The organism is Ancylomarina sp., from assembly GCF_041555295.1.
Classification (GTDB): domain Bacteria; phylum Bacteroidota; class Bacteroidia; order Bacteroidales; family Marinifilaceae; genus Ancylomarina.
This window is the reverse complement of the sequence record NZ_JBFFKR010000067.1, coordinates 1-14,845: the sequence shown is the minus strand read 5'-3', so window position 1 is coordinate 14,845 and position 14,845 is coordinate 1. Positions and strand designations below refer to the sequence as shown.

Here is a 14,845-nt window from a genome sequence, read left to right as displayed (position 1 = left end):
ATCCGAATGCTTACGCATTTCATCTTCAAGAATGATTAAATCTTTGTTACGAGCAGCCAAAATAGTAATTACCTTGTTTCCAGCTTTTTTGTAAGCTTCAACAATTGGTAACAAAGGTGCATTTCCTACACCACCGCCACAGCATAGAATAGTTCCTAAATTGTGAATCTCAGTTGGTTTACCAAGAGGTCCAACCATATCAGTGATATAGTCACCAACCTCAAGATTACATACTTTAGTAGAAGAAACACCCATTTTTTGTATAACCAGGTCAATTGTTCCTTTTTCTACATTAGCTCCTGCAATGGTCAAAGGAATACGTTCCCCTTTTTCGCCAACACGTAAAATAACAAAGTTTCCAGGCTTCCTTGATTTTGCAATCAAAGGTGCTTCTACAACGATTTTCACGATTTTCTCTGAAAAATATTCTTTTTCAACTATCTTGTTCATCACTTTCTATGATAAAATAAATAAATCTTTAACCCTAAATCTACATTAAAAGACTGAATGATAACGTTTTTCATTCAGAAACATCAACTTTAATTCAGTTCTCAAATGTAAAGAGTAAGTGTTAATCACTCCTCATTTTATGGATTTTTTTTTACTGTCTTAAAACATTTTAGTTTGAATCTAAATTGAAGTCAAATAAGGATTTATTTCTCTAATCATTGTGACTTTTAAAGAGAATTACTTACTGTGTCAAAAAACAAAGCATCAATACAATAAATGATATGCAAACAATCAATAAAGAAGATATTAAACGTCAGATTAAAGAAAAAATTATAAAATTAAATGATGACATCATTAAACTTATTGATCTAACTCAACCCCTTTCACCAGATTGTGCAATAGGCAGAATAAGCCGTATGGATGCAATTAATAACAAAAGTATAAACGAAGCAGCTCTACGACAAAGAAAAACTCAACTGAAAGCTTTAGAATATGCCTTAAATCATGTTGACGATGCTGAGTTTGGCAAATGTGTAAATTGCAGCCGTGAAATACCATTAGGAAGAATCATGTTAATGCCAGAGAGTAAAAAATGTGTTACCTGTGCTAGTCGCTAAGATTAGTCATTATATTTGCATCTTTAAATATCGAAATCATGGCAAAAAAAAATAAAAAAAATATCGTGTATTCAACCAATCCTGATTATGCGTTTGAATATGACGACGAAGAAGTATCGGAAACTCTCCCTCCTCAGCAGCAAGTATTAAAAGTGATGATAGATAAAAAACAGCGCAAGGGTAAAGCTGTTACACTTGTTGCTGGTTTTATTGGAAGTGAAGATGATTTAAAAGACCTTGGTAAACTTCTAAAATCGAAATGCGGAGTAGGTGGATCAGTTAAAAATCGCGAAATCCTCATTCAAGGTGATCATCGTGATAAAATTATTGAAATATTAAATAAGGAGAATTACAAAACTAAAAGAGTTGGAGGTTAAAGTCCAACTCTTTTTTTTTATTTAGACAATTATAATCCTTAAATAGAAGAACCTAAAATAGAATTAAATATTAGTAAGTAATTTCAAATTCTCACTCTCCTCTTAAATTCCATATTCATTATTAAGTCCAACTACACTTCATCACAGCCATATAAGTCTAGATATAAACCAAAAAGATTTTATAAGAATTGCACAATTGAATTCCAGATTGTTACATATCCCCAATGTACATTCATTTTAAATTTTAAATCTGAATATATTACAGTAAACAAAAGCTCAATGAATTAATAAACAATATATACACAAGTCGTAAACATATTAATTTAAAGGGATTTTTTCATGCAAAGTATTATGCTAAAATTTATATCGATTGCAAAATCAATTATCACATTTAGACTTTGAATTTCAAAATACATTAACCCTGTTTTTTTATACGATTACCTTAAATAAACACAATTTCATATTCAATATTCAAAAATTCCAACTTAGAAACAGGACTTAATAAATAACACTAATTATTCAATCATTCATTCGTCATTTTCATACTATTAAACAAACTTGACAGATTTGACAAGTTGTGTTTCCATATATAATTCATACATTTGTATTAGTCTTTTGAAAATTGAAACTATACTTATGTATCCGTTCACACACCACTTCTACATTATTGCTAGTTTTCTTTTCTCTTTAATAGTATGTTACAAGATTATTCCTTCTGTGATACACATAGCTAAAGAGAAAAAATTATATGACGAGCCAAATCATCGCTCTTCCCACACGGCTATTGTTCCATCTTTAGGTGGTATTGCTATTTTTATTGGTTTTGCTTTATCAATTCTAATATTTAGTAATGGTTTCCTAATTCATGAGCTTAAATATATTATTGCAGCAACACTAATCGTTTTTGGACTCGGTGTAAAAGATGATATCATGGCTATTTCTCCTAAAAAGAAACTTTTAGGTCAGATTTTTGCGGCTCTTATTATTATCATACTTGGCGATATTCGCTTCACCAACTTCCATGGCATATTAGGCATTCATGAACTGAACTATGTTGTCAGTATTCTATTTACAATTTTTGTGATTATTGTAGTTACCAATGGCTTTAATTTAATTGATGGTATTGATGGCTTAGCTTCAGGTATTAGTGGACTATGTACTCTAGCATTCGGTATTTGGTTCTACATCACTGGTCATTACGAATATGTTGTCCTTGCAGGTAGTCTTTTGGGTGCTTTAATAGCCTTCTTCCGATACAATGTCTTTGGTAAACACAACAAAATATTTATGGGTGATACGGGTTCACTTATTCTAGGATTATTAATCTCAATTTTAATGATCCATTTCAATGAACTGAATATCTACCCAGATTTTAAATATGCGATCAAATCAGCACCAGCTGTTTCTATAGGTATTCTAGCCGTTCCTTTATTTGACACACTTAGGGTCATGTTTATTCGTATTAAGAATAAAAGATCACCCTTTGAGCCAGACAAAAACCATGTACACCACCGTATGGTTAGCTTAGGTTTTAAACACGTACATGCTTCTATTCGAATTATGGCAGTGAATATCCTTTTTATTGCGATCGTATTTGCACTCAGAGATATTGGAAACCCAAGCTTGCTTGTTATTGTTGCACTACTTGGTGCTTTTTTCTCATGGCTACCTTCTCATTTACTTCACAGAAAGAAAGCCAGAGAACTCCAAACTGCTTAATTCTTACTAAAATATTTCAACGCCTCTTATGAGGCGTTTTTTTTGCCTCCTATTCAATCTTTTAAATTAATCTAAATAAGCCTGTATCATTTAAAAGAATAATGTAAATTAGCTTTCCAATTTAAAGAAAAGCTATGGACCCAATATTACTTAAGGACACTTTAGGAACTCAAGATATTAATCTGTTAATCAAACAAGGATTGAATGATTTGGAAATAAGTATTAAACAGAAAGAAAGTATTTATTCTGCTGCTAAGAAACTAAGCTCCGGTTTTGTAGATATAATAAATTTTCACACAAGAAATTGTGAAAATAGGGATGCCTCGTACTCTTTTAATGTAGCTGTCTTATTCAATAAATTCACCGAGGACTACAGAAGTATCTTTATTCATAACTACAAACAGGATATTCTTATTGGATTTGGCATAAGTGCCATTTGGATGGGAATTTTAAATGGATTAGATGCAGAAAGTGGTATCATGCCTAATCATCCATTTAAGAGAGAAATTGCGACTAGCCTTAGGACGATTAGCGAGATACTTGATAATAAAGCTTAATAAAAAAAAAGCTACTCCTAGGAATAGCTTTTTCTATTTTAATCTGATTTCATTTTATCTTGCTCCCACTAGAGATACAGAAGAAATTGTGTCTCCCATTCCAACCAGAGTAACTGGTTTCTCAATTAGAATAGTTGGCACAGCAATAACTTCAATTAGTTCATTTTCGAAGATACCTGTTTCTAATAGGCTATTCTCTCCAAACTTTGCTGTTATTAGGTTCTGAAGATTACTCAACTCATTCAGTCCAACATCCGAAACTTGATGGCCTTGTGCCCATAATAGAACATCTTTTGTATTAATAGCACCAGTTCCTGCTTTAGCCGCAGCAATAGTCGCAGCTAATTGCATACCATCACGATTCTGCATTGGACTAACTTTAAACCCCTTTTTCTGAAGGGTCAAATATAAACCAAACATATGCAGTTGCATTCGAGGACACTGTGTGTATTCAAATATTTTAAGCATACCTTCAAACATTGTCTCAGCATTGATATTCGCTTCACATTTTTCAGCCAATTCATCTTCGCCAATGACTTCTAGAATATCGATCAACTCACGCTCGTTAAAACCCAAACTATCCACACTCTCAACTAAAGAATCAATCAAATGTTTACGAACAGCCTTATCCTGAGTTGATGCTACCTCTAGATGCAATAGGTTATCCGGACATGACTTTCTCCATTCCTTTATCATAGCCTTTGAAGCATCTATCTTATCAGCTCCTTTACTCCCATCTTTCAACGTTTCATGAAGCATTTGATAGCCTGAAAGAATAATATATTCCGGATTAATATCGGACTGAGACATCTTTTTAGAAAAATGCTCATCAATATGAAGTTTAAAATTTAGAGGATCATATGTCGCTATAAATCGATTGGCCTTTGGACAAGTATAAACCCTTTCGTTTAGATTTATTTCATCTCCTTTATCAAATTCAATAATCCAATGAATAAGGGGTAAATCATTTTTGCGATCAACTTTAGAAGCTTTAGCCACTTCTCCATTATCATCAACAGTCAAAAGGTTATCCAGATCTAAAAAAAGCTGAGATTGTTCTTTTGGCGAAGATGCACAGTGCACATAAACAGAATCAACACCACAAACAGCCATTACGTTGGCAACAATACCACCTTGTCCCCCCATTTGAAGTTTATCGTAGCCAATTGTTTCATTTAACCAATTAAAAACGGCTTTGTCTTCAATTAACCATTCTTCTGCTTTTCCCGCTTGGAAACATTGCAAAAACCCACGTATTGCATCCTCATTTGTTTGAATACAATTCTCTCCATCTCCAACAATTTTGGTTAGATCCAGCTTATTTTCAGCAATAATTCTCTCAATAAATTTCCCATTAACCTTAATTACTGCATCCACATTTGCATTAAATGCACTAATAAGACCTTTTACATCTCCCATTTTCTCTAATTGGGCTGGAGCTGTCTTATAATGTTCTAACCACTTTTCTTTTAAATCGCTGTATGACATGCCAATAATTTTGTTTTTTATTTTAGTCAACTTTAACCTAAAGTATACAATTAAAGCTGACTTCTAGAAGTTTGATAAAAGCAAAGAAATACAATTTAGGAGTGTTTATTAAAAATTCATAATAAAAAGCCATTAAAAATCGCTGCAAAGGTTTGAAATGTGACTTTTAAATTCCTTTCGAGACTTATTATAAAGATAAAATGCCCTAATAAAACTAAATGTTAAAAAACACACAAGTACAACTCCATATATTTGGATATTTAAATATATTTGTAGCCTTGTATATTATTAAACATTCAAAAACTAAAGGCTCAGTGAAACTTGATATCAAATCTATTATTAGCAGCCGTATAAAAAATTAAACCTATGAAAGCTACAACAACTTGGACACAAGGAATATCTTCAGTAATTACTGATAACAGAGGACACGAAGTAATAGTTGATTTACCAGAGGCAAAAGGTGGGCAGGATTTAGGTCCAACTGCTTTTGAACTTTGCTTGATGAGCTATTCTGGTTGTGTGAATACAATTTTTAATATTGTTTCGAAAAAAATGAGATTTGAATTCTCGGCTCTTGAGGTTGATACTATTGGTCACCAAAAAGATGGTGCAGCAACTTTTACTGATGTTGAAGTAGAACTTAGAGTTGAAACTGATGCTAGCGATGAGAAAATCGAGTCATGTCTACAGAAAACTTTAAAGATGTGTCCTGTAGGTGTTCTTTTCCACCAAGCTGGTGTCAACACAACTTACAAAATTATGCGTCTTCAAAAAGCATAATTAAACAACTTAAACCGGACTATAATATCCCTTGCCTTAATTGGTGAGGGATATTTTTTTTGATCTTTAACACGACATTAACAATTAACGGAACCAATATAAGAGTTACCAGTCTTTTATTTCATATTTTTACAAAAAAGAGAAAATTAACTCTTTGGGATTTGTTTGCTATTTATTGAAATCACAAAATATGAAACGTATATTATTTGGTATATTAGCCATTCTCAGCTTAAACACTTTTGCTCAAAAAGCAGAAAGCAGTTTGCAAATTGGACAAAAAGCTCCTGATTTTGCATCCTTCGATCAAAACGGATCAAAATTTAAGAGTGTAGATATTCTAAAGGAAAAACAACTCATTGTGGTATTCTACAGAGGGCAATGGTGTCCGTTTTGTAATCGTCATTTAAGTGAACTTCAAAATCACCTTAAAGATTTCAAAAAAGCGGGTGCCCAAATCGTTGCTATCTCCCCTGAAAAAACAGAAAACATTAATAAAACAGTTGAAAAAACAAAAGCTGAATTCCCTATACTATGGGATAAGGATAATGCTATAATGAAAGCATTTGGTGTCGATTTCATTTTGCCTGAAAATCTACAAGTGAAGTATAAGGAATATGGTGTTGACCTAATCAAAGACAACAGTAACTCCAGCCAAACACTTCCAGTTCCTGCGACATTTGTAATTGGTCGAAACGGAAAAATCAAGTACTTACAATACGATCCTAACTACAAAAACAGATCTTCGGCAAAAGATATTTTAAAGCAACTTTAAGACATTGAGACTTACACTGAAACACAAAACATCCTTTTTCAACTGGAATTAGGATGTTTTTTTTTCATTCAATAATTGAGATGCATCTACATCTAATTAAATGCTCAACAAAACATGGCTCAGTAAGTATAGATTCCGTTAAAAGACCTAACTATGCAAAAAATTAAAGTATGACTAATTACACACCTCATAATGCTGACTTTTCTCTATGGAAGAGAATAAAAAGTGAATTAAGCCTCTTCTTGATTCTCCAAATCCTTATTCTAATTTCCATGCCTCCTAATCTAGTGTATGAGTTAACACTGATAGTCATATTTATTCTACTTCTTTCGATAAAGAGAAATAGAATCCTTTATCAGATAGAGTTTGATGATGAAAAACGGGAATTTTCTATTTTCTACTACACTCTAATCGCTCTTAGAAGAAAAGAAACAATTAAATATGACGGGCTTAATTCTAAATTGGGATTAAAACGCTACGGGTTTGGCAGTGCCATTACCACCTTAGAATTTTTCAATAAAAAACAGATTATTGGTGAAATCAGAGTTGGTGATAAATGGCAGTGGACTGACGAACAACTTAAGATGATTCATGAAAAATCTGTGAATTCAAAAGATTAAATTCGATATCACAATCTCATCCTCTATTTTTGCTATCTTTAAATACAACCAAGACATTTAGGTATAAAACAAAGCATTAAATATTGTTTCCTTGTTCTACTGATTTTCAACAATTGGTTAGATTCTCATGCCCAGTCACCAAGACCTACGAATATTTCTTTTGAGCAAATTATAAGTCATGTGTCAGAAGATTCACTATTCACCAACACTCTTAATGGGAATCTAAAGGATGATACGTTAAAGGATGGTCGTGATTTCTACAAAAAACTCAAATCTAAAGCTTACAAAAACAGTATAACCAAAGAACTTTATGGTTTATTCTTTGTTTCTCCTAACAAAGAAGAATTAGTCATTGATAAAAAAAGAGAACAAAGTGGCCAAGTATTTCTACCCTACGAAGGGAAACGTATCAATAAGGTTATCGTTGATGTTATACCGCCATTCAAACCCAACTTTTTAGATTCTCTACAAAAAACTAGAATTTGGCTTGAAAAAACAGCCAACAAACTTCATAATACCAGTAGTCGGAGTCATATAAAAAAACTCCTTTATCTTAAAGAAGGTGACACCTTAGATGCTTATAACACGTCAGAAAATGAACGATTAATCCGTAATCTCCCCTACATTAAGGATGCACAATTTATAGTGATCCCCGTAATGGGTTCATCTGAATTAGTGGATCTGTACTTATTGGTGAAAGATCAATTTTCTTGGGGATTCGATATAGATGTTGGTTCAATTACCTCTACCTCAATAGAGCTTTACAACCGTAACTTATATGGTCGAGGACATGAAATCAGATCAGGCTTTGAATATAATTCTAGTAAAAGTCAATCCTGGGGATATATAGCCAGCTATAAAATTCAAAACATTAAAAACTCACGCATAAGCACAGGTCTTACTTTTAGTAATAACTACAAAAAATCGCTTATAGAACTGGCTGTGAAAAAACGATTCGAAACCTACATGACTAGGTATGCAGGAGGATTAACTCTTTCTAAAACCATGCATTCTAATAAAATTAGTCCTAATGACCCCATACTAAACGAAGAACCACTAGACTTTAACTATGCTTCTGCATGGCTTGGAAGATCATACAAACTCAAATCAACAAAGAAATTAGCAAAGACTCAACTGTTTTCAACTCTAGGCTTTTCGTCATTGAACTTTTTCAAGCGTCCTAAAGTTGATTCCGACCTGAATAAATTCTTCCACAACAAAAGGATGTATTTAGCCAGTATAGCCCTTAATCAAACTCAGTACTTCAAATCAAACCTTATTTACAATTTTGGTAGAACTGAGGATATCCCTTATGGTTACCTGATGCAATTAACTGGAGGTTTTGAAGATCGAGAGTTTTCTTACCGAAAGTATTTAGCTTTTGAATATGAACGTGCCACACATTTTTATAAAACAAAAGCTTACTTTTTTACAAAATTTGCACTAGGTGGCTACTTCGATAGAGATCGTTACGAACAGGGAAATTTAATCATACAAAACAAATTTATCAGTCGTTTACGAAAAACAGGGCGATATCGCTTTCGTAATTTTGTTGAGCTGAATTATAATATAGGCATCCGACGTTTCCCAGAGGAATTTATAACGCTTAACTCTCCAACAGGTATTCGTGGATTTTCAAGCCTTGAAGCACTAGGTACACAAAGGTTAACTTTGAAGCTTGAGAATATGACATTCACGCCTTTTATGGCAGCCGGTTTTAGATTTGCATTTTTCAACTTCCTCGATATTGGAACGATTGGCAGTAACCAACATCATCCCTTTAAGAACAAAGCGTACTATGGAGTTGGTTTAGGAATCCGCTTAAATAATGAGAACCTTGTATTTAAAACAATCGAATTACGTTTTGCTCTATACCCCAAAGCACCTAGCGATTTTTCAAGTCCTCAATATGGTATATCAGGCGAAGATCGTCCCAACTTTAGCAATTTTAGCGTAGACGGTCCTAAGGTTCTCGACTTTGAATAAAGTCGCACAACCTACTTATACAACACCCCCACGCCATTTCCCATACTTTAAATACAGGAAAGATGCTGCTCCTAAAAAGAGCGCATAGAAATATTCTGAAGTCCAAACCTGCGCAATTGATACCTTAAAGACTTGTGTTAAAAGAAAAACTGAGCCTAAATAGAAAGACAATACCACAATCTCCAAAAGCATTGCGTGCAAGGTTCTACCAGTTCCAGAAATACCATGAAATAAGGTTATAGCAATTGGAAACAATAAGGCAGATCCAAAAACAACATAGACCACAGGACGGGTGTGTTCTATCAAAAGTACATTATCGGTGTAAATCGAAATAATCAAGTCAGGGATAAAAATGGAAACACCCACTAATGCAAATACTGACAAGAAAGAAAGTTGAGTTGTTCGCCATATAATTAACATGACTTTTTCAGGAAAACCTTCTCCAATAACTTGGCTAACTAGAGTATTAACAGCAGATCCAAAGGCCCAAACAGGCACCATTAGTAAGACATATATACTTCTGATAATATTTGAAATTGCCAGCTCATGCTCTCCCATTCTCTCCACCATAATAAAGAAGATAAACCAACAAGACAAGGCTAGAAAGTTTTGTATCATTATCGGAACGGAAACCTTAATTAATCGATTGAAAAGTGGCCAATCGATCTTGCAAAAACGAAATAAATCATAGTGTGCCAGAGGTACCTTTTTAAAGGTATAAATAATAAAAAAGATCATTGCTGTAAACTCGGCGATTACCGAAGCTAAAGCAGCTCCTTTAATTCCCATCTCAGGCAAACCAAATTTTCCAAATATAAGTGCATAATCTAAAAAGACATTAACAATGGCCATGAATACAGTACTCCAACTGATTACTTTAGTTTTAGCAATGCCGATATAAAAGGCTCTGAAAAGCAGATTAACACATGCAAAAAGAATCCCCCAGGCACGAACAGAAATATAATCGTTACTGGCTTGAAAAATAGCATCGGAACTGACCATCCATTTTAATAGAGATGGCGATTGTATTACCATAAAACCCAACAAAAGAAGACCTATAAACATCAAAAAATAGAAAGCATGGATAAAGGTTTTTCCAACCATCTTAAAATTCTGCTCCCCTACTCTACGAGCGATTACAATTTGAGTTCCCAAACCAAATCCCCAAACCAACATGACTATGGCAAAATAAAAAATAGTTGCAATAGCTGCTGCACCAAGTGCCGTTTCGCTTAAGTGACCTAAGAATGCGGTATCAGTTACTGAAATTATATTCTGTGCAATACTCCCCAGTATAATCGGGTAGGCAATTGTCCAGATACTCTTATGATCTATTTTTGTTTTCAATTCTCTCTGTATTTTATATTTCGGTCAAAAGTAATCTCAAAACTGTGATATTCAAACTCCGTCTAAATAAAAAAGCTCGCTTTGCAATTAGCAAGCGAGCTTTTATCAAGTATTAAGATTTCGTTTATTTCAAATAATCATCGAAATAATTGCTTACTTTCTGCTTCAAGTGAATTCTATCCATTCCTCTTACATTGTGCTCAGCACGAGGGTATGGGAAATAATCAACTTGAACATTATTTTTAATACACTCTCTAACAAAACTCAAACTATGTTGCCAAAGAACGGTTTTATCGATAGCTCCCTGACAAATCAAAAGCTTACCTTTTAAGTCTTTTGCTTTATTGATTAGAGATGTCATTTCATAGCCTTCCGGGTTTTCCTGAGGCGTATCCATATAGCGTTCTCCATACATAATTTCGTACCATTTCCAATCGATTACCGGGCCACCTGCAACAGCAACTTTAAATACATCTGGGTAATTTGTGATAAGAGATATTGTCATAAAACCACCATAACTCCAACCATGTAAACCAATACGATCTGCATCGACATAAGTTTGTGATTTTAAAAAGTCAACACCTTTCATTTGATCGGCCATTTCTGGCTGACCACACTGGCGGTGAATAATTGCTTCAAACTCTTTCCCACGATTTCCTGAACCGCGATTATCAAGTGTAAAAACAACATAACCATGTTGAGCCATATATTGCTCCCATAAACGAGCACCACCTAACCATTTGTTAGTAACCAATTGAGCATGTGGCCCACCATAAACGTATACAACAACAGGGTATTTTTTATTTGGATCAAAATCGGCAGGCTTAACTAAACGATAGTGTAGATCCGTTTTATTATCAGCTGATTTGATTGTTCCCAATGAAATTTCACCAAGATTGTATTCCTTAAGCTTATTCTCTGCCGTTATTAAGTTCTTAACAAACTTACCACGAGAATCTGCAATATTAATAATTCTAGGAACGTTTAGGCTAGAGTAGTTATCGATGATATAAGCTCCCGATTTACTAACCTTTACATTATGGTATCCCGCTTCATTTGTCAAACGAACACGCTTGCCTGACTTCATATTAAGCTTGTAAACATGGCGATCAGCAGGGCTTACTTCTGTTGATTCAAAGAATAAATTCTTCTCAACCTTATCAAAACCTAATACTTTAGTTACCATCCAATCACCTGTGGTCAATTGCTTAATCAACTTACCTTCGTTTGTATACAAGAACATATGATTATAACCTGCCGTATTCGATTGGTAAATGAACTGATTAGGTTTATTTGTAAGGAAAATTAATTTGTGCTGTGGTTCAACCCAACGATCATCTTTTTCTTCAATTAAGGTTTTTACAAATTCGCCTGTAGCAGCATTATATTTGTTAAGCTTCATATGATTTGAAGCTCTATTCAAAACCTGAATATAAATGTATTTACCTGCAGCACCCCAAGAAACATTGGTTAAATATCTCTCCTTGTCAAAATCAGTTGCATCAATCCAAACAGTTTTAGACGTCTTTAAATTATAAACTCCTACAGATACAAGTTCAGAACTCATACCAGCCATAGGATACTTTACCTCACGTAAATCTCCTACTCGGGTATTAATATCAACCAATGGATATGAAGTCACATTTGTTTCATCTTTACGATAAAAAGCCAATGATTCACCTTTAGGTGACCAAAATATGCCACCATCAATACCATATTCATTACGACTGACGGATTGTCCGCTAACAAAGTTTTTATCAGAATCCTTAGTTACAGCAACTTCGGCACCATCTTTTCCAACAAAGTAAAGATTATTTTCAATCGTATAAGCCAACTTATTATTGGTATCACAAAACGATTTATTTTCAGCCTTACTATCTGCATTTAAAACCAGCTGAGCTTTCTTTTCGCTTATCTTATATTGCATCAGACTTGAATTAGCCCAAAACTGTATGGTATTACCATCAACCCAGGAAAAAGCAGGAATTCTTTTTAATTTTGATATAGAATCAACAGATAAGGCTGAGTTTAAATCATCTAAACTCACAAGCTTTCTAGCTGCAAGCTTAGGCGATGCTACCATTATAGTATTTTTCTCAATGAAGCTATATTCATCCTTATCGGCACGCCAATCTAATTTATAAATATTTTCAGGATAGAAATCTTGCCATTGTCCAATGATAGCATCTTTCATACTCAAAACTTTATCTTGAGCATAAACAGAAACATCACAAAGTGCTAATAAACAAATAGCTCCTAAAATGATCGTTTTTTTCATTTGTCTAGAATTTTATATTTTACTGTTAATCGTATTTTTAAAGACATCAAATGTATTAAAAATAGATAAAATGGCATTTGACTTCTAACTTATTCTTACTAAATTGCCATATAAATTTATAAGTAAAGCATAATGCAAGAAAAAACCTCTAAGAACCGAATTAGACTCGTAATTATATTTTTAATAGTTATTGTAGTTGCATCTCTCTTTTATTTTAGGAAACCATCTGAAAAGACAACCGACGAAGTTCAGCTTATTGAGGATCTAGTTGCGTCTTCTATTCTAGCAGAAAAAGAGAGTGGAAATGTTTTCCACTTCAATAATATCTTATTTAGCTTACCATCTCCATATCAAATTTCACTCATCTTACATGAATCTGGGATTTCGTATAATAAGGAATTACTCAACCCTTTTCGAAAGGCTTCAGATTATGTAACCAACTTTAGCAGAGCTATAAACTTCGGTGTTTATGGTGTGGATTTAGGCTATATCAACATCTATCAACAAACACAGGATGCAGCAAGCTACTTTGCTGTTCTCAAAATTTTATCTTTAGACCTAGGCATATACAAAGTGCTAGACCAGAGCACCGTAAACAGAATAGAGGCAAACATGGACAATCGTGATTCTCTTATGGTAATCGTATCAGACACATATAGAAATATCGATAAATATTTAAAAACTAACGAACGAGAAGAGACAGGCGCTTTAATTCTAGCTGGTGGTTGGATAGAATCGGTATATGTGCTTACTCAAGAGATGAAAAACAATCCTCATCCTGATTTAATGCAACGAATTGCAGAACAAAAAAGACCTTTAGAAAACCTTATAAAATTATTGATCCCCAATACACAGGAGAGTGAAAGTTATAAATACTTAGTTGAGAACTTGATTCAGTTAGCTTACACATTTGATGAAATTATTGAAGAATATGAATATATCCCCTCAATTGATTATCCCAAAAAGAAACTTACAGTTATAAATAGCAAATCAAAACTGATTATTACTCCAAAATTAATTTCTGTTATTACTTATAAGATTGATAAGCTACATACTTTTATTACTCAATAAAATGGGCTTATTAAACTATTCTAAGGAATAGTCCTTTATGCTTCTACCTCACACAAATTTAGAAAAGATGAAAACAATATATATATTTCTACTTGTACTTGTATCCACAGCGTTTACCTCGTTGGCTCAGGACAATACTTTAATGACAGAATGTAGTAAATACCTTCACTCTCCATTTGTTTCAGATGGACAGGAATACAAGGCTGAATTAAACTCTGGAGAATCTGCCGAATTTCACACAACATTCTATTCTGGAAATCATTATAGAATTGCAGGTGTTAGCAACCAAAAAAGTAGCCAACTTATTTTCACCATTTACGATCAAGAGAATAGAGTTTTATTTACAAATGTAAAATATGGTTCTACTCCATATTGGGACTTTGAATTTGAAAGCACGCTCAACTGTACCATAAAAGTTCAATACATTTCCAAGACGAAAAAGCCAGGATCAATTTTATTACTGATTGGCTTCAAGCAGTAATACCACGACCTAAATCCTAACAATTCTTCTTTATACATGAGCGAAAGAATTCTAAAAGCTTTAATGCAATTATTCGCGATCATTGCGCATCCTGAAGGATCAGGAGAGAAACGCCGTGCAATGGTTGTAAAATATTTATATCGACAACTGGATCAAGACTCGGCCCAAGAATATCTGAGTTTATACGATAAATATTATCAGGATACTATAAATAGAAATAATAGGCGATCTAAGAGAAACCAGGTTACCTCATCTCGCTCTGTTCGTGTTCTTCGTATTTGCAGTGAAATGAACAAAGAGCT

14 protein-coding genes and 1 pseudogene are annotated in these 14,845 nt (G+C 33.6%); 11 read left to right on the top strand and 4 right to left on the bottom strand.

Going from position 1 to position 14,845, the window contains the following annotated elements:
- A pseudogene (locus ABY905_RS07210) lies at positions 1–450 on the bottom strand (sulfide/dihydroorotate dehydrogenase-like FAD/NAD-binding protein); the annotation flags it as partial.
- A gap of 281 nt (positions 451–731) precedes the next feature.
- On the opposite strand from ABY905_RS07210, the gene ABY905_RS07205 reads away from it, so the two are divergent.
- The 4 genes from ABY905_RS07205 to ABY905_RS07190 all read left to right on the top strand — a co-directional run bounded on the left by ABY905_RS07205 (position 732) and on the right by ABY905_RS07190 (position 3,720).
- On the top strand, positions 732–1,067 hold the full coding sequence (locus ABY905_RS07205) for a TraR/DksA family transcriptional regulator (RefSeq protein WP_372642032.1): 336 nt from the start codon (positions 732–734) through the stop codon (positions 1,065–1,067).
- Positions 1,068–1,105: 38 nt separating this feature from the next.
- Entirely contained in the window at positions 1,106–1,444 is a 339-nt protein-coding gene (locus ABY905_RS07200) for a translation initiation factor (protein ID WP_372642030.1), read from the top strand.
- A 717-nt stretch (positions 1,445–2,161) separates the two neighbouring features.
- Complete coding sequence (locus tag ABY905_RS07195; protein WP_372642028.1) at positions 2,162–3,163, top strand: MraY family glycosyltransferase; 1,002 nt, start codon at positions 2,162–2,164, stop codon at positions 3,161–3,163.
- A gap of 134 nt (positions 3,164–3,297) precedes the next feature.
- Positions 3,298–3,720 (top strand): hypothetical protein, encoded by a 423-nt coding sequence (locus ABY905_RS07190; protein ID WP_372642026.1) that lies wholly within the window; start codon positions 3,298–3,300, stop codon positions 3,718–3,720.
- Between the two features lie 54 nt (positions 3,721–3,774).
- Here ABY905_RS07190 and ABY905_RS07185 read toward each other — a convergent pair whose 3' ends face one another.
- Positions 3,775–5,208 (bottom strand): ADP-dependent glucokinase/phosphofructokinase, encoded by a 1,434-nt coding sequence (locus ABY905_RS07185; RefSeq protein WP_372642024.1) that lies wholly within the window; start codon positions 5,206–5,208, stop codon positions 3,775–3,777.
- Between the two features lie 366 nt (positions 5,209–5,574).
- Between ABY905_RS07185 and ABY905_RS07180 the strand changes: the two genes are divergently transcribed.
- The 4 genes from ABY905_RS07180 to ABY905_RS07165 all read left to right on the top strand — a co-directional run bounded on the left by ABY905_RS07180 (position 5,575) and on the right by ABY905_RS07165 (position 9,366).
- Positions 5,575–5,988 carry an OsmC family protein gene (locus ABY905_RS07180; protein WP_372642022.1) on the top strand — a complete coding sequence of 138 codons (414 nt, stop codon included), beginning with the start codon at positions 5,575–5,577 and terminating at the stop codon, positions 5,986–5,988.
- Positions 5,989–6,178: 190 nt separating this feature from the next.
- Positions 6,179–6,760 carry a peroxiredoxin-like family protein gene (locus ABY905_RS07175; protein WP_372642020.1) on the top strand — a complete coding sequence of 194 codons (582 nt, stop codon included), beginning with the start codon at positions 6,179–6,181 and terminating at the stop codon, positions 6,758–6,760.
- 170 nt (positions 6,761–6,930) lie between these two features.
- Positions 6,931–7,380, top strand: a complete 450-nt coding sequence (locus tag ABY905_RS07170) for a hypothetical protein (protein WP_372642018.1) — start codon at positions 6,931–6,933, stop codon at positions 7,378–7,380.
- A 180-nt stretch (positions 7,381–7,560) separates the two neighbouring features.
- Positions 7,561–9,366, top strand: a complete 1,806-nt coding sequence (locus ABY905_RS07165) for a hypothetical protein (protein WP_372642016.1) — start codon at positions 7,561–7,563, stop codon at positions 9,364–9,366.
- Between the two features lie 15 nt (positions 9,367–9,381).
- Here ABY905_RS07165 and ABY905_RS07160 read toward each other — a convergent pair whose 3' ends face one another.
- Positions 9,382–10,713, bottom strand: a complete 1,332-nt coding sequence (locus ABY905_RS07160) for an MATE family efflux transporter (RefSeq protein ID WP_372642014.1) — start codon at positions 10,711–10,713, stop codon at positions 9,382–9,384.
- Positions 10,714–10,837: 124 nt separating this feature from the next.
- Entirely contained in the window at positions 10,838–12,991 is a 2,154-nt protein-coding gene (locus ABY905_RS07155; protein WP_372642012.1) for a DPP IV N-terminal domain-containing protein, read from the bottom strand.
- A 132-nt stretch (positions 12,992–13,123) separates the two neighbouring features.
- On the opposite strand from ABY905_RS07155, the gene ABY905_RS07150 reads away from it, so the two are divergent.
- The 3 genes from ABY905_RS07150 to ABY905_RS07140 form a co-directional block, all read left to right on the top strand.
- Positions 13,124–14,062 carry a hypothetical protein gene (locus ABY905_RS07150; protein ID WP_372642010.1) on the top strand — a complete coding sequence of 313 codons (939 nt, stop codon included), beginning with the start codon at positions 13,124–13,126 and terminating at the stop codon, positions 14,060–14,062.
- A gap of 67 nt (positions 14,063–14,129) precedes the next feature.
- Entirely contained in the window at positions 14,130–14,543 is a 414-nt protein-coding gene (locus ABY905_RS07145; RefSeq protein WP_372642008.1) for a hypothetical protein, read from the top strand.
- A 36-nt stretch (positions 14,544–14,579) separates the two neighbouring features.
- Positions 14,580–14,845, top strand: a 266-nt coding sequence (locus ABY905_RS07140; RefSeq protein ID WP_372642006.1) for a hypothetical protein, incomplete at its 3' end; no start/stop codon positions are given.